Consider the following 17605-nt stretch of genomic DNA (forward strand, 5'->3'; position numbering starts at 1 on the left):
TTGCTACGGCCTTGCGGCGAACCGTTCCAGCAGGTCCACGTGACCGGAGACAATGAGCATGTCCCGCGCGGAAACCTTGGTCTCGGGCCGGGCGTAGGTGAAATCCTCGCCCGGGGATTTCACGCCCACTATCGTGACGCCGTACTTCGAGCGCACTTTCGATTCGTCGAGGGTGAAGCCCACGGTCTCGCGCGGCGGGTACATCTTCACGATCGCGAAGTCGTCGTCGAACTCGATGAAGTCCAGCATCCGGCCGGACACGAGGTGCGCGGCCCGGACCCCCGCGTCGGCCTCCGGGTAGATCACGTGGTTGGCGCCGATTCGGGTCAGGATCTTGCCGTGCGAGGGCGTGATCGCCTTGACCCAGAGGTGCTCGATGCCGAGGTCCACGAGGTTGACCGTGATCAGCACCGAGGACTCGATGGAGGTGCCCACGCCCACGACGGCGGAGCTGAACTCCTGCGCGCCGAGCTGGCGGAGGGCGTCAATGTTGGTCGCGTCGGCCTCCACCACGTGGGTCAGCACGCTGGCCCACTTCTGCACGAGGTTCCGGTCGCGTTCGATGGCCAGCACCTCGCGGCCCTGCTTCACCAGCTGCTCTGCGGTGGACGCGCCGAAGCGGCCCAGCCCGATGACCAGCACGGGCGCATTGTGGGCGGGACGGTTGACGGCGCCTGAGGAACTAGCCAATGATCGGTCTCTCTTCCGGGTAGTGGTACAACTGGCTGCGCTGGCGCAGGGCCAGCCCAGCGGCGAGGGTGACGGTGCCGACGCGGCCGGCAAACATCAGGACGGTGAGGACATAGACGCCGGCCGGGGGCAGCTCTGCGCTGAGGTTGGTGCTCAGGCCCACGGTGGCGAACGCTGAAATGGTTTCGAACAACACCCGGTCCAGCGATGCGCCGCTGATCTGCAGCAGCAGCAGGGCCGAGACCGCCACCAGGGTGGCGCCGGCGACTATGACCGAGATGGCCACCCGCATGGTCCCCTCCGGGATGGTGCGGCCGTAGATCTTCACATCAGCGTCGCCGCGGGCCTCGGCGATGATGGCCAGGAACATCACCGCGATGGTGGTCACCTTGATGCCCCCGGCGGTCGAGGCCGAGCCGCCGCCGGCAAACATCAGCGCGTCGGTCAGCAGCATGGTGGTGGAGTCCATCTGGTTCTGGTCCACCAGGTTGAAGCCGCCCGAGCGGGTCATCACGGAGGCGAAAAGCGAGTGCGTGATCTTGTCGCCCAGGCTCATGCCGCCGATGGTGCGCATGTTCTCCCACTCCATCAGCCCCCAGAGCACGGTGCCCGCGGCCAACAGGATCAGCGAGACCTCGATGGTCAGCTTGGTGTGCAGGTTCCATTTCTTCCAGTTCAGGCCGTTCTGCTGCAGCACCATGACGACCGGGAAGCCGAGGCTGCCAAGGAAGACGCCGATCATCAGCGGAATCAGGATCCACAGGTCGGTTTCGTACGGCACGATGCCGTCCGAATGGGGCGTGAAGCCGGCATTGTTGAACGCCGAAATGGAGTAGAAGACGCCGTGCCAGAATGACTGGCCGACGCTTTCGCCCAGTGCCAGGAACCTCGGAACCAGGGCAGCGGCCAGGGCCGCCTCAATGACCACGGAGGTGACGATGACGATCCGCAGCAGCGTGCCCACCTCGCCGAGGCGGCCCGCGTTGTTCATGGCCTCCTGCGCGATGAGCTTGCCGCGCACACCGAGTTTCTTGCTGACCATCAGTGCCAGCAGCGACGCCAGGGTCAGGGTCCCGAGGCCGCCGACGAAGATGCCGACCAGGATCACGAGCTGGCCGAAGAAGGACCAGTGCACCGCCGTGGACACAACGGTCAGCCCCGTCACGCATACCGCCGACACCGCCGTGAAGAGGGCTTGGTGCAGCGGGGTCACCTGCCCGGTCGCCGAGGACACGGGCAAGGTGAGCAGGACAGTAAAGATCAGGACGACCACGGCGAAGGCGGAGACGGCCAAGCGGGCCGGGGAGGTGTTGGCGATGTCGTCGACGAAGTCGCGCAACCGGGTGAAGATCCACAGGCCCTCGCGCTCCGGCTGGCCGGGGTGCCAGCTGGCCGGGCTCGGTGACCTCGACTGGCTTTGCGTCATGTGCGGCTTGTCCTCGGTTGAAACGGCGTCCTTCAGTAGTAAACCACTATATTCCGCGCAACGACGGGGATCGGGGCGGTGCGCTCCGGTAGCCTGTGATTGATGACCTTCCTGCCCGGACTCGCCCAGACCGCCCTGCCGACGACGGTGGTGTGGGACTCCGCCATGACGGCGTACAACTTCGGCCACAGCCACCCGATGGCGCCCGAACGTATGGAGCTCACCGCGCGGCTGGCCCGGAGCCTTGGACTGTTGGACCTGGACCACGTCAGCGTGGCGGCACCCTCGGTGGCTACCGACGAGGAACTGGGTGCCGTGCACAGCGCGGAATATGTCGCCGCCGTCCGCCGCGTCAGTGCCGACCCGGACACCCCGGATCTGGAACGCGGCCTCGGCACCGAAGACGACCCGGCCTTCGCCGGCATGCACGAGGCCAGCGCGCGGCTGGCTGGCGGCTCCCTGCTGGCCGCCGCCGCCATCCTGGACGGCAGCGCGGTCCGGGCCGTGAACTTCGGCGGCGGCATGCACCACGCCTCCCGCGAGCGGGCCAGCGGCTTCTGTATCTACAACGACGCCGCCCTGGCCATCCAGCGGCTGCTCGATGGCGGCGTGCAACGGGTGGTGTATGTCGATGTCGACGCGCACCACGGAGACGGAACGCAGAGCATCTTCTGGGACGATCCCAGGGTGCTGACGATCTCGCTGCACGAGACCGGGCTGACGCTGTTCCCTGGCACCGGGTTCGCCAACGAGATCGGCGGCCCGAACGCCCAGGGCAGCGCCGTGAACGTGGCGCTCCCGGCCGGGACCGGAGATGCCGGCTGGCTGCGGGCCTTCCACGCGATCGTTCCGCAGTTGGTGGGAGCCTTTGAGCCGGAGGTCATCGTCAGCCAGCATGGCTGTGACTCGCACCGCCTGGATCCGCTGACGCACCTGAACATCAGCGTGGACGGCCAGCGGGAGGCCGCCACGGCGATCGGCAACCTCGCGGCCCGCTACTGCGAGAACCGCTGGATCTCCACCGGCGGCGGGGGCTACAACGTGATCACAGTGGTCCCGCGCTCCTGGAGCCACCTGATCGCGATCGCCGCCGGGCGCCCGGTCCCGCTGCGGACCGCCGTCCCCGAGGACTGGCGGCAATATGTGCAAGAAAAATATGGAGCCAAGTACGGCGTCGAACCGCCTACGGTGATGGGCGACGACGTCGATCTCTGGTGGCGTTCCTGGGAGGTCGGGTTCGACCCCAACGACGAGGTGGACCGCACCGTGATGGCCACCCGCAAGGAAGTTTTCCCGCTCTACGGACTGGATCCCTGGTTCGACTAGGCTGCGGTTCCGGGCTGCCGGGCGAGGGCTGCGCAGACGCCCGTAATTAGTGGATGCCATCCGGCGTATATGTCGCTAGGGTGGAGGGCATGGTGACAGACGACGTATTTGCCGTCATTGCTGAGGCAACCCGGCGTGACATTCTGGTGTCCCTCCACAACGGGGACAAAGCGGTGGGGGAGCTGGTCCAGGAGCTCGAGGCGAGCCAGCCCACCATTTCCAAGCACCTTAAGGTCCTGCGCGAAGCCGACCTGGTCAGCATGCGCGCCCAAGGCCAGAAGCGATACTACGCGCTCAACCCCAAGCCGCTGGCTGGCGTCGCCAGTTGGCTCGAGACGTTCGACGTCGGCCGCGCTGCCGCTGCCGAGCCCTCGACGCCGCCCGCCACCCCGGCACCCGGCCCGGACAGTCTTGCCGCCGCCGTGACTACCCCGCCGACTGCAGCGGAACCGGCCGCAGCGGCGTTGGCCGAACGTACCGCGGGCAGCACGCTCAGCCCCGCCGTCGCCCTCCCCGTCGGCACCGCCGGGGAGGACAAACGGCCGCAGCAGATCGGCCGGACCGTTGGCCGCGCCGCCACCCGCGCCGCGGACCTGCTGGCGAACCTGCCAAAATTCGGCCGGAAAAAGTAGCAGGCCCCACTGCCGCGCCCAGATGGCAGTTCGCGGCAGTGTTCGGCACAAACACTGCCGCGAACTGCCCTCTCGCGGAACCGTGGGCTATCTGGCGAGGAGCCGGACGTGGTCCGGGGTGAGCTCGGAGATCCGGCTGACGCCCAGCAGCGCCATGGTGCGCCGCATATCCGTCTCGAGGATCTGGATGGCCCTGTCCACCCCGGCCCGGCCGCCGGCCATCAGGCCGTAAAGGTAGGCGCGGCCGATCAGGGTGAAGTCCGCACCCAGCGCCAGTGCCGCGATGATGTCCGCGCCGCTCATGATGCCGGTGTCCAGGATGACTGCAGCGTCGCTGTTGTCCGCCTTGAGCGCCGCGGAGACCTCCGGGAGCAGGTGAAAGGGGATGGGGGCCCGGTCCAGCTGGCGGCCGCCGTGGTTGGAGAGCACGATGCCGTCCGCGCCGTGGTCCACAACCTTGCGCGCGTCGTCGACGGTCTGGATGCCCTTGACCACGAGCTTGCCTTTCCAGGTTTCACGCAGCCAGTCGAGGTCCGCGAAGGTCAGGGTGGGATCGAACATGGAGTTGATCAGGTCTGCCACGGTGCCGGTGTAGCGCGACAGCGAGGCGAAGGTCAGCGGCTCGTGCGTGAGGAAGTTGAACCACCACGCGGGCCGGTAGGAAGCGTCAAGCACGGTCTTGAGCGTCAGCGCCGGAGGGATGGTCATGCCGTTGCGGACATCGCGCAGGCGGGCGCCCGCGACGGCGGTATCCACCGTCACCATGAGCGTGTCGTTGCCTGCCTGGGCGGCGCGTTCGATCAGTTCCAGCGAACGGTCCCTGTCCGTCCACAGATACAGCTGGAACCAGTTGCGGCCATCCGGGGCCGCGGCGGCCACGTCCTCGATCGACGCGGTGCCCATGGTGGAGAGCGTGTACGGAATGCCGGCGGCCGCGGCGGCCCGGGAACCGGCGTACTCGCCCTCGGACTGCATCATCCGGGTGAAGCCGGTGGGCGCGATGCCGAAGGGCAGCCGGGCGGCCTTGCCCAGGATCTCGGTGCCGAGGTCCACGCTGGAGACGTCGCGCAGGATGCCGGGACGGAATTCGATGTCCAGGAAGGCCTGGCGGGCCCGGCGCAGGGTGATCTCGGCCTCGGCCGCCCCGTCCGTGTAGTCGAACGGCGCCTTCGGGGTGCGACGCTTGGCCATGTCCCGCAGATCCCAGATGGTGCTGGCCCGGCGCAGCTTCGCCTCGCGGCCGAAGTCCGGCTTCTGGAATTGCATCAGCGGTGCGAGGTCAGCGTACTTCGGCACCCGGCGCTTGAGGGCGGCAGGCAGTCCGCCCCCGCGCGGCACCGGGCCCCTGCCGGCGGTGGGCGTCCCGTTGGCGGACGTCCCGCCGGTGTGATGGCTGGTGGCGGTGTCCTCCGCCGTCGTCGGGGCCTCGGGGTTGCCCATGATGGGGGGTTGCGTCATTGCTGCCTCCGGTGCGTCTCGTCACAGTCTGTGGTCCAACCACACTCTAAGGGACGCCGTCGGAATATTACGGCGCCGCTTTGCCCTCCGGCTGGTGACGGGGCTATGGTCGGTGGCATGACTAACCGTTGGTATGCGTATTTTTCGTTGGCTCTGGAGGGGCCCGCGTCTAACTGACACGCATCCAACACACCTTCAGAGCCAACAGGGCAGAGATCATCCTCTGCCCTTCGCCATTTCTCCGGCGGGTTCTGATCAGGGCCCGCTCCGCACCCGGAACAGGACCCACCATGAGCATCGAAGCAGCCCCTGACAGCCAGCAGACCACGTCCAACCTGCGTGTCAACCAATTCACCGCGCTGCCCACCCCGCAGGAGATGATCACGGAACTCCCGCTGGATGCCCGCGGCTCCGAGGTCGTCGGCCGCGGCCGGGACGAGGTCCGCGCGATCATGGACGGCGTCGACGACCGGCTCCTGGTGATCGTGGGCCCGTGCTCCATCCACGATCCCAAGGCCGGACTGGAATACGCCCGCCGGCTGGTCAGCCAGGCCGAGAAACACCGCGAAGACCTGCTGATCGTCATGCGCACCTACTTCGAGAAGCCGCGCACCACGGTCGGTTGGAAGGGCCTGATCAACGATCCGCGGCTCGACGGCAGCCACGACATTGCCGCGGGTCTGCGCGCCGCCCGCCAGTTCCTGCGCCAGGTCACCGCGCTGGGACTGCCCACCGCCACGGAATTCCTCGAGCCCATCAGCCCGCAGTACATGGCGGACCTCGTCGCCTGGGGTGCCATCGGGGCGCGCACCACGGAAAGCCAGATCCACCGCCAGCTGGCGTCCGGGCTGTCCATGCCGATCGGCTTCAAGAACGGGACCGACGGCGGCCTGCAGGTAGCGCTTGACGCCTGCAGTGCTGCGGGTGCCGCCCAGGCCTTCCTGGGGATCGACGGCGACGGAAGGGCCGCGCTGGTCAGCACCGCCGGAAACCCGGACACCCACGTCATCCTGCGCGGCGGCAGCGACGGCCCGAACTTCTCCGCCGCCGACGTCGAAGCTGCCTCCGCCCGGCTCGCCGCCGGGCAGCTGAACCCGCGGCTGATCGTGGACGCGAGCCACGCCAATAGCGGCAAGAACCACCACCGGCAGGCCGAGGTCGCGCTGGAGATCGGTGCCCAGCTCGAGGACGGCGGGGCCTCCGCGTCCGCCATCGCCGGCGTCATGCTGGAGAGCTTCCTGGTGGGCGGGGCGCAGTCCCTTGACGTTGCCGAACACGCCGCGGGAACCGATCAGCTGCCGTACGGCCAGAGCGTCACGGATGCCTGCATGGACTGGGACGTGACGGCGTCGCTGCTCGGCCAGCTGGCGGCGTCGGCACGCACCCGGCGGGTCCGGGGTTGAACGCGGGGGCGCAGGAGGGGCCAAGCGGGAAATCCTGCGGAAATCCTTCGCAGAATCCTGCGGAAACCTTTCACATTGGCACCATGAACCCCTAGAGTATCTAGCACATGGTTGTTTGATGGCTCAGCATCGGCACACCGCCATGTCGTTCAGACGGGGCAGCCGTTCGCTTGAGCAAAAGGAATAGGGAAATGTCTTCGGAGGCCAACTTCTCCAACGCGCGCTTTCTCACCGTGGCCGAGGTCGCGGATGTAATGCGGGTATCAAAGATGACCGTGTATCGCCTGGTGCACTCCGGCGAAATGCCGGCGGTGCGCTTTGGCCGCTCCTACCGGGTTCCGGAAAACGCCGTCGAACAGTATCTCAAGGGTGCTGTTGTTGACGGACGTACTGAGACGGCCTGAGTCTTCCGCTGTCGCACCGGGCCGCGGCAGACCCCTTCGCGGGGCCTGCGGTCGTGGTGTGCCCCGGATAGGCGGTACCCTGTTAAGGAACGTTTTACGTCATTGTAAGAACCTGTCAGTTGTTCAGTCTGCTTGCTTAGCCCGCGGACCCTTCCCAACGGGCAGGTACTGCATCTAGCCGGTAAGGAACTTTCGTGGGTTCAGTTATTAAGAAGCGTCGCAAGCGTATGGCCAAGAAGAAGCACCGCAAGCTGCTTCGCAAGACGCGCCACCAGCGTCGCAACAAGAAGTAGAGATACTTCGAACAGCGTCAATGCCCGTTGCCTTTACGGCGGCGGGCATTTTCTTTTCGGCAACGCGCGGCGGATCCGGCAAAACGCGGCGGATCCGGACAGGGGCACCCGGGATCCGGGGTGCGCCCGTCCGAACGCGCAGCGGGCTGGCCCCGGAGTGCGCTTAGGCCGTGGGGCCGCGGAAGCGGGAGAAGCCCCGCCAGAGACCGTAGATGGCCCCGCCGACGGTTGCGGCCTTCAGGCCCAGGGTCGCGGCGCGACGGCCGGACCGGAAGTCGTAGACCGGCCAGTTGTGTTCGCGGGCGTGGCGGCGCAGCCGGGCGTCGGGGTTGATGGCCACCGGGTGCCCGACCATGCTGAGTAGCGGAATGTCATTGTGGGAGTCGCTGTAGGCCCAGCAGCGGTTCAGGTCCAGGCCCTCCGCCTCGGCAATGCCGCGGACTGCGACGGCCTTGGCCGGGCCGTGCAGGATCTCGCCCACCAGCCGTCCGGTGTAGGAGCCGTCGTGGATCTCGCCCACGGTGCCGAGGGCGCCGGTGAGGCCCAGCCGGGTGGAAATGACGGTGGCCACCTCGATCGGCGTGGCCGTGACCAACCAGACCCGGCGGCCCACCCGCAGGTGCTGTTCGGCCAGGGCCTTGGTGCCGGGCCAGATCCGGGACTCGATCATCTCGTCGTAGACTTCCTCGCCGAGGGCTTCGATGTCCTGCACGGTGAAACCCGAGGCGAGGCTCAGGGCGGTGTCGCGGACGGCGTGGACGTCGTCCATGTTCTCGCCGCGGAACACGAACATCAGCTGCTTCCAGGCAAAGCCCGCCGCCTGGGGAATGGTGAACGCCCCGCGCTGATGCATTTTGCGGGCCACGTGGAAGAGACTGGCGCCCCTCATAAGGGTGTTGTCAACGTCGAAGAAGGCGGCTTCGCCGTGCTGCGGTGACGCAACAGGCCGCGTGGCCACAGCGACGATCTTCTCCTCGGGCATGCCACGAGTCTAGTCAATGGCGGGGGATCCCACGCGCAGAAGGGGCCCCGCCGCACCGGCCGCCCGGCTGGAACACCAGGTCGCGTCGACGCCGGGCCGGGCGCCGGGCTACCGTGGAACCATGGCCATACCCGCGCCCCTTCCCGATGTCGTACTCATCACCAAAGCTGACTGCCACCTGTGCGCGGACGCGCGCGACGCCGTCGGCCGGGTCACCGCTGCGCTGGGACTCGGCTGGTCCGAGCGGTCCATCGACGACGACGATGTCCTGCGCGAGCGCTACGCCGAGGAGATCCCGGTACTGCTGGTGGACGGGGTCCAGCGGGATTTCTGGCGGATCGACGAGGTTCGGCTGGCCCGAACCCTGCGCCGCGCCCTCGGCCAGTCAGCCTGAGTGCACCCCGGGCAAGCGGCTGCGGCGACGCGGTCCCCGGCTTTGTGGCCCGAACTGCGGGGGCTCTAGAGTGGAGTCACAACGCGACGCAATGGAGCAGATAGTGACTTCGCTGGATTCTTCACCCGACGCCCTGCCCGGGGCGGCCGGACCTGCTGCCAAGCAGATCCCGCCCGCGGCCGTGGCGCGGCTGACGATCTATTTGCGCGCCCTGACCACTTTGCTGGCCGAGGGGGTGGACCGGGTCTCCTCTGAATCGCTCGCCGAGGCTTCGGGCGTCAGTTCCTCCACCCTCCGCAAGGACCTCTCCTATGTGGGGTCCTATGGAACGCGGGGCGTGGGCTATGAGGTGCAGTACCTGAACCGGCACATTGCCGCGGCCCTGGGTTTGACCCATGACTGGAAAGTTGCGATCGTCGGCGCCGGCAACCTCGGCAAGGCCCTCGCCCGGTACGGCGGCTTCGAGTCCCGGGGCTTTGACATCGTGGCGATCTTCGACGCCGACCAGATGGTGGTGGGCAGCGAGGTTGGCTGGCTGCGGGTGAGCGACGCCGCAGATCTGGAAGCCGTGCTGCGCCGCACCGGGACCAACATGGTGGTCCTGGCGCTGCCCGCGGCCGTGGCGCAAAGCGTGTGCGACCGGGTAGTGGCCGCAGGCGTGCGCAGCATCCTGAGCTTCGCCCCGGTCATGCTGCAGGTCCCGCCGGGAGTCAATCTCCGCAAGGTGGATATGGCCACCGAACTGCAGATTCTCGCCTACCACGCACAAAGGGCGCAGGACCCGGAAGACGCCGACTGACTTCAGTCGGCCCATCCGGCTCCCGCGCCCTCTGCAGCGGTGCTTGGTTAGCGGCCGTAGGGGTTCTGCGCGTACGGGTTGGAGAACGGCTGCTGCTTCTGGAAGTAGGGGGAAACCGTCGGCAGGTACAGGATCACGATGCCGGCCACGCCCATCAGGATCACGATGATCTGCAGCACGCCGGAGAGTGCGCCGAAGGCGAATACGCCGCCGAACAGGCCAAACAGCGACAGGGCGGCAAAGACCGTTCCCAGGATGCGGGCCCAATTCTTGCCCTTGCGGACCGGGAATGCGACCAGCGCGTAGAGCCCGAAGGAGATGAGGCCGCCAATGATGCCGCTGATGGGGACGATTGCCCGCACCGCATTGAGTTCGTCCGCTGAGAGTCTCCTGCCCTGCTGGGCGCCGGCCTGCTGCATCGCGGTCTCAAAGTAGTCCGCCCCGGTAAAGGACACAACCAGGCTGCTGATGAGGGACAGGATGCCCGCACCGATGATGAGCCAGAAGGCGAGGTCGAGCTGCGGCGGCCTGGTCCCGGCTCCACCGGTGGGGAGTTCCGACGGATACTGCGCGTAAGGGGATTGGCCGTAGGGGCTCTGGCCGAACTGGCCCGGGGCCTGCCCGTAGGCCGGCGGCTGCTGGCCATAGCCGGGAGCCTGCTGCCCGTACTGGGGCCCGTTTTGCCCGTACTGCGGAGCCTGCTGCCCGTACTGGGGCGCCTGCGGGGCGTTCTGGCCATACTGCGGAGCCTGCTGGCCGTACTGGGGCGCCTGCGGGGCATTCTGCCCATACTGCGGAGCCGGCGGCTGCTGTCCGAACTGGGGAGCGTTCTGGCCGTACTGCGGAGCCTGCTTGCCCGACTCGGGTCCGTCCGGGCTGGAAGGCTCGACTGGCGGGTTACTCATGGCGGTCCTTTGCATTTCGATGACGGGATGGGCTACCGGGACCAGTGTCTTCACCCTGCCCCCAGCATGGTTTAACTACACCGTACCCCGCGCTCGCGGCGGTTTGGGTCATTCCGCGGAGGTATTCTGAGGGGCATTTTTGGAGCCGCCGGCACGCGGGTATCCGCGTTTCCGGAGGCAAAGCCACCGAGGAGCAGCCTGGTGCCGAGGAAGGTCAGGAACGGCCCTTGAACGCGTCGAACCAGGCCTGCGACTTCGGCAGCCACATCAGCACGGTCGCCACCAGGCTGATGACGAAGCCGGGCCAGCTTCCGCCTCCCGCGACGCCGATGCTGGCCAGGGCGAGCACCAGGCTGACGCCGGCGGCGATGGTGAGGGCGAACCTGGCCCATTCCCAGCCCTCCTTCATCTTCATCGCCAGCGTGACCTGTGCCGCGGCCAGGGCCACCGCCACCAGCACCAGCAATAGCAGCAGGATGCCGGCCGGGGGCGAGACCACAAAGAGGACCAGGGTGCCGAAGAGCCCGATCACGCCTGCGAGCAGGCCGAGTAACCCGCCAATCACCCAGACCCAGTAGGAGATCTTCAGCTCCGTGGGCATGGCCGGGAGGTTGAGGATCCCGGAATAACCGCCCAGGGGGAGCGCGTCCCGGAAGTTCCGCGGCCGGTCGGCCGGCCACTCGATCCGGAACCCGCCGAACCGCCCGGGCTGACCCGGTCCGACCGGCGGAACGCTGCCCGGTTCCGGCGGAATGGCGCCTGGCTGATCGGGCTCGGGGACGTCGCCGGTATTGCTCATGGATTTCACTTTAGACCGCGGAACCGGTGGTTCCTAGCTGACTCCGGGGCGGGAGCGGAGGCCGCCCGGCGCGCTCGTGGAACGCGCCCAAGTCAGCCCCCGAAGCGGCCCCGGTTAAACCAAACACCCCGCGCCATCCGGGGATGGCGCGGGGTGTTGAAGAGGGCGTCGCGTGGACGGGCCCTGTCCGCCGCTCGGGGCGGCGCGGACTACGCTGCGGGGGCGATGAAGGCCAGTTCGAGGTTGATGGCAACCTTGTCGCTGACCAGCACGCCGCCAGCCTCGAGGACGGCGTTCCAGGTCAGGCCGAAGTCCTTGCGGCTGATTGTGGTCTCGGCGGTCAGGCCGGCGCGGGTGTTGCCGAACGGGTCAACGGCCACGCCGTTGAGCTCGGTTTCCAGCGCTACGGGACGGGTGACACCCTTGATCGTGAGGTCGCCCTGGAGCTCGTAGGCGTCGCCCTTGGGGACGATGGCGTTGGAGACGAAGGAGATCTCCGGGAACTTCTCGACGTCGAAGAAGTCTTCGCCGCGGACGTGGCCGTCGCGGTTGACGTCGCCGGAGTCGAAGCTCGCGGTCTTGATGGTGGCGTTCACCTTGGAGTCGGCGACGTTCTCGGCGAGGTCCAGGGTTGCGTCGGCTTCCTTGAACTGGCCGCGGACTTTGCTGATGCCCGCGTGGCGGACGGTGAAGCCGATTTCGCTGTGCGAGGAGTCGAGGGTCCAGGTGCCGGTGGTGAGGTTGGCGGGAAGTGCCATGGTGATTCTCCTTGAGTCGGGTGGGTCGTGCGGAAGTTCATCTGATCGTCGGTCTTCACTTCATTGGTTGAAGTCTCAACTAACTGCTTCACCCAGTATAAACATGCATTTGCATCTTTTATTCCACCCCCGGGGAACATTTCCCAAAAAGTTTCAGTTCTACCTCTTGTAGAAGATTTCGTCATTGCCCCTGCCCTTTGAGAAACTGGTACACATGCCCCAAGCCACTGTTCACTTGCTCCGCCACGGCGAGGTCCACAATCCCGAAGGCGTCCTGTACGGCAGGCTGCCCGAGTTCCACCTCTCCGAACTGGGTCAGCATATGGCCCGGATGCTTGCCGAGCACTTCAGTGACCGCGCCGCGCAGGGGGCGAAGATCGTGCACCTCGCGGCGTCCCCGCTGACCCGTGCGCAGGAAACGGCGCAGCCGATCTCCGAGGCCCTCGGCCTTGAAATCGCCACCGAGGAGCGGATCATCGAGGCCGCCAACTACTTCCAGGGGATGCAGGTGTCCAAAGGCGAGATCTTCAAACCGAAGCACTGGCCGATGCTCCGCAACCCGCTCCGGCCGTCCTGGGGCGAGCCGTACAAAGAGCAGGCCGCGCGCGTGACCGCCGCGGTGCAGGACGCACGCCTGCGGGCCGTCGAGCTCGGCGGCGACGGCGCCGAGGCCATCCTGGTGAGCCACCAGCTGCCCATCTGGGCCACCCGGCTCAGCGCCGAGGGCAGGCCGTTGTGGCACGACCCACGCAAGCGCGAATGCACGCTCACCTCCGTGACCTCCCTCGTATTCAACGACGACGGGACGCTGCTTCGCGTCGACTACAGCGAGCCCGCCGCCGTCCTCCTGCCCGGTGCCTCCAGCACCCCGGGAGCCTGAGCATGTTCGACGACGACTCCCGTCTGTCCCGCCGCGGCGTCCTCACCGCCGGCGGTGCGGCCCTGGCCGCCATGCTGGGTCTGACCGGCTGCGCCCAGGAGGACGACCTCGCCAAGCAGGCCAAGGCGGGGGATAACAAGAACTACGTCGCCGGCGACGGCTCGGTGACCGAATTCGCCGCTGCCGACCGGAAAAAACCGGTGGAGATCAAGGGCACCCTGTTCGACGGCACCGAAGTCACGGCGTCGCAGTTTCAGGGCAAGGTGACGGTGCTCAACTTCTGGTTCGCCGCCTGCGCGCCGTGCCGGGTGGAGGCGCCGTCGCTGGAGGCCCTGCACCAGGAGTTCAAGAGCCAGGGCGTCCAGTTCTTCGGCGTCAACCTGAGGGACGAAAAACCAACGGCTGAAGCGTTCGACAAGACCTTCAACCTGACGTACCCGAGCTTCAACGACAAGGACGGCGCGGTTCTGCTGGCCGTCTCCGGGCTGGTTCCGCCCGGCGCGGTCCCCACCACGCTGGTGCTCGACAAGCAGGGCCGAGTCGCCTCCCGGGTGCTTGGCGAAATCCAGAAGGGCACCCTCAAGTCCCTCATCGCCGCCGCCGTGGCCGAGTAAGGCCGGCGCCGTGAACAGCCCCTTCGCCGAAGCCATCCTGAACGGTTCGCTGCTGCTCGCCATCCCGGTGGCGCTGCTGGCCGGACTCGTATCCTTCCTCTCGCCCTGCGTGCTGCCGTTGGTGCCCGGATACCTCGGGTACGTGACGGGCCTGACCGGCGTCGACCTGCAGAAGCAGAAGCGGGGCCGGATGCTGGCCGGGATCGGATTGTTCGTCCTCGGCTTCTCGGTGATCTTCGTGCTCCTCGGCGGGGCCTTCGGCCAGCTGGGAACGCTGATCACCGGCTCGCAGAACGCCTGGATTACGCAACTGCTCGGCGTGCTGGTGATCGTGATGGGCGTCGTGTTCATGGGCGGCTTCTCCTGGCTGCAGCGCGACGCGAAGATCCACGCCAAGCCGCCAGCCGGGCTTTGGGGTGCGCCGCTGCTGGGCATCACCTTCGGCCTCGGCTGGGCCCCGTGCATCGGCCCGACCTATTCGGCGGTGCAGCTGCTGAGCCTTTCCGGGGGATCGTCCGCGGCGAAGGGCGCCCTGCTGGCCTTCGTGTATAGCCTTGGGCTGGGCATTCCCTTCCTGCTGATCGCCCTGGCCGTCCGCCGCGGCGTCGGGGTGCTCTCCTTCTTCCGCAAACACCGGCTCGCCATCCAGCGCACCGGCGGCGGAATCCTGATTGTGCTGGGCGTGCTGATGGCCAGCGGGGTGTGGGGTGCCTGGGTGTCCGGGCTGCAGTACTGGTTCCAAACCGATGTGAAATTGCCGATCTGATGAGCGAGCGAGTGAACGTAGAGAAGAAATCCCCGTCCCCCGGCACGCCCGATCACGGAACCAGTCCCGTCGAAGCCGCGAAGGCAGGCGCTGTGCTGCCCTCGCTGGGGCCGGTGGGCATGCTCCGCTGGGCGTGGACGCAGCTGACCAGCATGCGCACCGCGCTGTTCCTGCTGCTGCTGCTCGCCGTCGCCGCGGTGCCCGGATCGCTCTTCCCGCAGCGGCCCGCTAACCCTGCGGTGGTCACCCAGTACATCAAGGACCACCCGGACTACGGCAAGATCCTGGACTCCCTGCAGCTCTACGATGTCTACTCCTCGGCGTGGTTCTCCGCGATTTACATCCTGCTGTTCATCTCGCTGATCGGCTGCGTCGTGCCCCGCGCCATCGTGCACTACAAAGCCATGCGCTCCCAGCCCCCGCGCACCCCGGCACGGCTGTCCCGGCTGCCCGAGTACGGCACCCTGGTGGTCCCCGCCGACGCCGGGATCCCGGCGTCGCGCGCCATTGACGACGCCGCCGCCCTGCTGAGGAAGCGCGGCTACCGCGTCGATGTGCGGGACCGCGACAGCGAACGGCCCTCGCTCGGCGCGGAACGCGGCTTCTTCCGGGAGGTCGGCAACCTTGTCTTCCACACCGCCCTGATCGGTGTCCTGGTGTCCGTCGCGGCCGGTGGCTTGTTCGGCTACAGCGGCCAACGGATCCTGGTCGAGGGGGACACCTTCGTGAACACCCTGGTGGGCTACGACCAGTTCACCCCGGGCACCAATTTCCAGAGCAGCCAGCTGGAGCCGTACTCCATCCAGCTGGACAAGTTCCACATCACCTTCGACCGCGAATCGAAGGGCAAGTTCGGCCAGCCCATCGACTTCAAGGCTGACGTCACCACCAAGGAGAACCCGGGCGCGCCTGCCAAGCAGGAGGTGCTGAAGGTCAATGACCCGCTCAGCCTGGGCGGCACCAGCGTCTACCTGACCGGCAACGGCTACGCCCCGGTGGTCACGGTGCGCGACGGCGCCGGCAACATCGCCATGCAGGGACCGGTGGTGGCCAAGCTGCAAGGCGACAACTACTACTCCTCCGTGGTCATCAAGGTCCCCGATGCCAAGCCGGAGCAGCTGGCCTTCGCGGGCTTCTTCCTGCCTACCGCGTTCATCACGAAGGAAGGAGTTTCCTTCAGCGGCGATCCTGAACTGTTCAACCCGCAGCTGACGCTGAACTCGTACTACGGCGACCTCGGACTGAACAGCGGCTCGCCGCAGAACGTGTTCGAGCTCGATGTGAAGAAACTGACGCCGCTAAACGCCCGCAACCTGCCCACCAAGGGCATCGTGCTGACCCCCGGGACCACCCACACCCTGCCCAACGGCAAGGGCACCATCAGCTTCGACGGCGTGAAGCGTTACATCGGCGTGGACATCCACCACAACCCCGGCCAGGGCTACGCCTTGTTCTTCGCCCTGCTCGCCGTCGCCGGCCTGGTCACGTCGCTGTACGTCAACCGCCGCCGCGTCTGGGTCCGCACCGGCACCCACGAGGACGGCCGCACCATGGTGGAGTACGGTCTCCTGGCCCGCGGCGAGGACCACCGCCTGGCCGGGGAAGCCGCCGCCATCCGGGCCCTGCTGTCGGCAGCCTGGCCGCTCGATGATGGGGCCGCGGACGATTCGGGGGAGGATTCCCAGCCTGTTCCCAGCGCGACAGCGGATAATGACCGGGCGGACACCGGCGCACGCGCCGACGCCGGCGCGCAGGCCTCCACGGACCAACCCGCAGCAGACTTCATCCAGTCCACAGTAGGCTCTCCTGAGTCAAAGAAGGATCAGTAATGTTCCCCATCAACGAAACCATGGGCCAGTACAGCGAGCTCTTTATGCTGCTCGCGGCCGGCACCTACACGGTGGCCTTCATCGCCTTCGCCTGGGACCTGGCCAAGAGCAGCAAGACCCTGCGCGCGGTGGACCTGAAGGCGGCAGAGCTGTCCGGAGCCGAGACGGTCCGTGTCCCGGTGGGCGCCGGCGTCGGTGGCTCCTCCGCCGCCGTTGACCGCGCCGCTTCCGACGTCAGCGGCCCTGTCGGACGGGCCGAGCGCCCGACGTCGTCGGTCTCGGGCAGCCGGGCAAGCGGAGCCGGCGTGACCGCCGACGGCGGCATGCGCTACGGCGCCGAACGCCGGGTTCCGGCCCGGGTCGCCGTCGCCCTCGCCGTGCTGGGCGCCGCCATCCACGCGGCCGGCGTCATCACCCGCGCGATCGGCGCGGGCCGGGTGCCGTGGGGCAACATGTACGAGTTCCTGACCACCGGCGCGTTCGTGGCGGTGGCGGTCTTCCTGCTGGTGCTGATCCGCCGCGACCTGCGGTTCCTGGGCACGTTCGTGATCGGCCTGGCCATCATCATGCTGGTCGCGGCCTCGGTCGCGTTCTGGACGCCCGTGGGCCACCTCGTGCCGGCGCTGCAGAGCTACTGGCTGATCATCCACGTCTCCATCGCGGTGATGTCCTCAGCCCTGTTCACCCTGACCTTCGCGATGTCCGCGCTGCAGCTGGTCCAGTCGCACCGGCAGAAGACCATTGCCGCGGGCGGGGCAGACAAGCTGGGCTTCATGCGCCTGGTCCCCAACGCCCTGAGCCTGGAAAACCTGTCCTACCGGATCAACGCGATCGCCTTCGTCGGCTGGACGTTCACGCTGATGTTCGGCGCCATCTGGGCCGAGAAGGCCTGGGGCCGCTTCTGGGGCTGGGACACCAAGGAAGTCTGGACCTTCGTGATCTGGGTGGTCTACGCCGGCTACCTCCACGCCCGCGCCACCCGCGGCTGGACCGGAACCCGCGCGGCCTGGCTCTCGATCGTCGGCTACCTGTGCGTGGTCTTCAACTTCACCATCGTGAACCAGTTCTTCAACGGACTGCACTCCTACTCGGGGCTGTAAGGCACCGGGAGTTCGCTTCGCCAGGGTTGGGCGCTTAGATTCCTCGTCCATTCGCCACAGATGGCCGCTAAGCCACCCTGCTTAGCGGCCATCTGTGTCAGATCGGCCAAACGGCGCCGCACCAACCAGGCCCGCACCCCGAACCGC

At 67.4% G+C, this 17605-nt stretch carries 19 protein-coding genes; 12 read left to right on the forward strand and 7 right to left on the reverse strand.

Annotated elements, in window-relative coordinates; translation table 11 throughout:
- Positions 1-3: 3 nt before the first annotated feature.
- Together AC1DB8_RS01565 and AC1DB8_RS01570 are read right to left on the reverse strand one after the other, a co-directional pair.
- Entirely contained in the window at positions 4-642 is a 639-nt protein-coding gene (locus AC1DB8_RS01565) for a potassium channel family protein (RefSeq protein WP_175321539.1), read from the reverse strand.
- 40 nt (positions 643-682) lie between these two features.
- Positions 683-2116 carry a TrkH family potassium uptake protein gene (locus AC1DB8_RS01570; RefSeq protein WP_476892015.1) on the reverse strand — a complete coding sequence of 478 codons (1434 nt, stop codon included), beginning with the start codon at positions 2114-2116 and terminating at the stop codon, positions 683-685.
- A gap of 102 nt (positions 2117-2218) precedes the next feature.
- Between AC1DB8_RS01570 and AC1DB8_RS01575 the strand changes: the two genes are divergently transcribed.
- Together AC1DB8_RS01575 and AC1DB8_RS01580 are read left to right on the forward strand one after the other, a co-directional pair.
- A complete protein-coding gene (locus AC1DB8_RS01575) occupies positions 2219-3442 on the forward strand; it encodes an acetoin utilization protein AcuC (RefSeq protein ID WP_476892016.1) in 1224 nt (407 codons plus the stop codon).
- Between the two features lie 89 nt (positions 3443-3531).
- A complete protein-coding gene (locus AC1DB8_RS01580; protein WP_476892017.1) occupies positions 3532-4074 on the forward strand; it encodes an ArsR/SmtB family transcription factor in 543 nt (180 codons plus the stop codon).
- An 87-nt stretch (positions 4075-4161) separates the two neighbouring features.
- Here AC1DB8_RS01580 and AC1DB8_RS01585 read toward each other — a convergent pair whose 3' ends face one another.
- The gene (locus tag AC1DB8_RS01585; RefSeq protein ID WP_476892018.1) at positions 4162-5532 is read right to left on the reverse strand and encodes an alpha-hydroxy acid oxidase; all 1371 of its coding nucleotides are present in this window, start codon (positions 5530-5532) and stop codon (positions 4162-4164) included.
- A 290-nt stretch (positions 5533-5822) separates the two neighbouring features.
- Here AC1DB8_RS01585 and AC1DB8_RS01590 point away from each other — a divergent pair, with 290 nt between their 5' ends.
- The 3 genes from AC1DB8_RS01590 (at position 5823) to AC1DB8_RS01600 (ending at position 7632) form a co-directional block, all read left to right on the forward strand.
- Complete coding sequence (locus tag AC1DB8_RS01590) at positions 5823-6935, forward strand: 3-deoxy-7-phosphoheptulonate synthase (protein WP_476892019.1); 1113 nt, start codon at positions 5823-5825, stop codon at positions 6933-6935.
- Between the two features lie 191 nt (positions 6936-7126).
- The gene (locus AC1DB8_RS01595) at positions 7127-7339 is read left to right on the forward strand and encodes a helix-turn-helix domain-containing protein (RefSeq protein WP_346957799.1); all 213 of its coding nucleotides are present in this window, start codon (positions 7127-7129) and stop codon (positions 7337-7339) included.
- Positions 7340-7533: 194 nt separating this feature from the next.
- A complete protein-coding gene (locus AC1DB8_RS01600; RefSeq protein WP_003792170.1) occupies positions 7534-7632 on the forward strand; it encodes a 30S ribosomal protein bS22 in 99 nt (32 codons plus the stop codon).
- A 163-nt stretch (positions 7633-7795) separates the two neighbouring features.
- On the opposite strand, the gene AC1DB8_RS01605 is transcribed toward AC1DB8_RS01600, so the two are convergent.
- A complete protein-coding gene (locus AC1DB8_RS01605; protein ID WP_441416833.1) occupies positions 7796-8614 on the reverse strand; it encodes an HAD family hydrolase in 819 nt (272 codons plus the stop codon).
- Positions 8615-8735: 121 nt separating this feature from the next.
- On the opposite strand from AC1DB8_RS01605, the gene AC1DB8_RS01610 reads away from it, so the two are divergent.
- Both AC1DB8_RS01610 and AC1DB8_RS01615 read left to right on the forward strand, forming a co-directional pair.
- On the forward strand, positions 8736-9008 hold the full coding sequence (locus tag AC1DB8_RS01610; RefSeq protein ID WP_441416834.1) for a glutaredoxin family protein: 273 nt from the start codon (positions 8736-8738) through the stop codon (positions 9006-9008).
- A gap of 103 nt (positions 9009-9111) precedes the next feature.
- On the forward strand, positions 9112-9807 hold the full coding sequence (locus AC1DB8_RS01615; protein ID WP_441416835.1) for a redox-sensing transcriptional repressor Rex: 696 nt from the start codon (positions 9112-9114) through the stop codon (positions 9805-9807).
- Between the two features lie 47 nt (positions 9808-9854).
- Here the strand turns inward: AC1DB8_RS01615 and AC1DB8_RS01620 are convergent, their stop codons facing one another.
- From AC1DB8_RS01620 to AC1DB8_RS01630, 3 genes are all read right to left on the reverse strand, one after another.
- Complete coding sequence (locus AC1DB8_RS01620) at positions 9855-10712, reverse strand: GtrA domain-containing protein (RefSeq protein WP_441417889.1); 858 nt, start codon at positions 10710-10712, stop codon at positions 9855-9857.
- Between the two features lie 214 nt (positions 10713-10926).
- Positions 10927-11511 carry a hypothetical protein gene (locus tag AC1DB8_RS01625; protein WP_441416836.1) on the reverse strand — a complete coding sequence of 195 codons (585 nt, stop codon included), beginning with the start codon at positions 11509-11511 and terminating at the stop codon, positions 10927-10929.
- 209 nt (positions 11512-11720) lie between these two features.
- Complete coding sequence (locus AC1DB8_RS01630; RefSeq protein ID WP_175321455.1) at positions 11721-12269, reverse strand: YceI family protein; 549 nt, start codon at positions 12267-12269, stop codon at positions 11721-11723.
- Between the two features lie 214 nt (positions 12270-12483).
- Between AC1DB8_RS01630 and AC1DB8_RS01635 the strand changes: the two genes are divergently transcribed.
- From AC1DB8_RS01635 to ccsB, 5 genes are read left to right on the forward strand one after another with little or no spacing between them, the layout of a single operon-like run.
- Positions 12484-13149, forward strand: coding sequence for a histidine phosphatase family protein (locus AC1DB8_RS01635; protein WP_476892020.1), 666 nt, complete (start codon positions 12484-12486; stop codon positions 13147-13149).
- A 2-nt stretch (positions 13150-13151) separates the two neighbouring features.
- Positions 13152-13763, forward strand: a complete 612-nt coding sequence (locus AC1DB8_RS01640) for a TlpA family protein disulfide reductase (RefSeq protein ID WP_441416838.1) — start codon at positions 13152-13154, stop codon at positions 13761-13763.
- A gap of 10 nt (positions 13764-13773) precedes the next feature.
- On the forward strand, positions 13774-14529 hold the full coding sequence (locus tag AC1DB8_RS01645; RefSeq protein WP_441416839.1) for a cytochrome c biogenesis CcdA family protein: 756 nt from the start codon (positions 13774-13776) through the stop codon (positions 14527-14529).
- Positions 14529-16358 (forward strand): cytochrome c biogenesis protein ResB, encoded by a 1830-nt coding sequence (gene resB / locus AC1DB8_RS01650; protein ID WP_441416840.1) that lies wholly within the window; start codon positions 14529-14531, stop codon positions 16356-16358. The genes AC1DB8_RS01645 and resB overlap by 1 nt, the downstream gene beginning before the upstream one ends.
- A complete protein-coding gene (gene ccsB / locus AC1DB8_RS01655) occupies positions 16358-17458 on the forward strand; it encodes a c-type cytochrome biogenesis protein CcsB (RefSeq protein ID WP_441416841.1) in 1101 nt (366 codons plus the stop codon). The genes resB and ccsB overlap by 1 nt, the downstream gene beginning before the upstream one ends.
- Positions 17459-17605 lie beyond the last annotated feature (147 nt).

It is taken from the genome of Arthrobacter sp. 10N410, assembly GCF_056394945.1.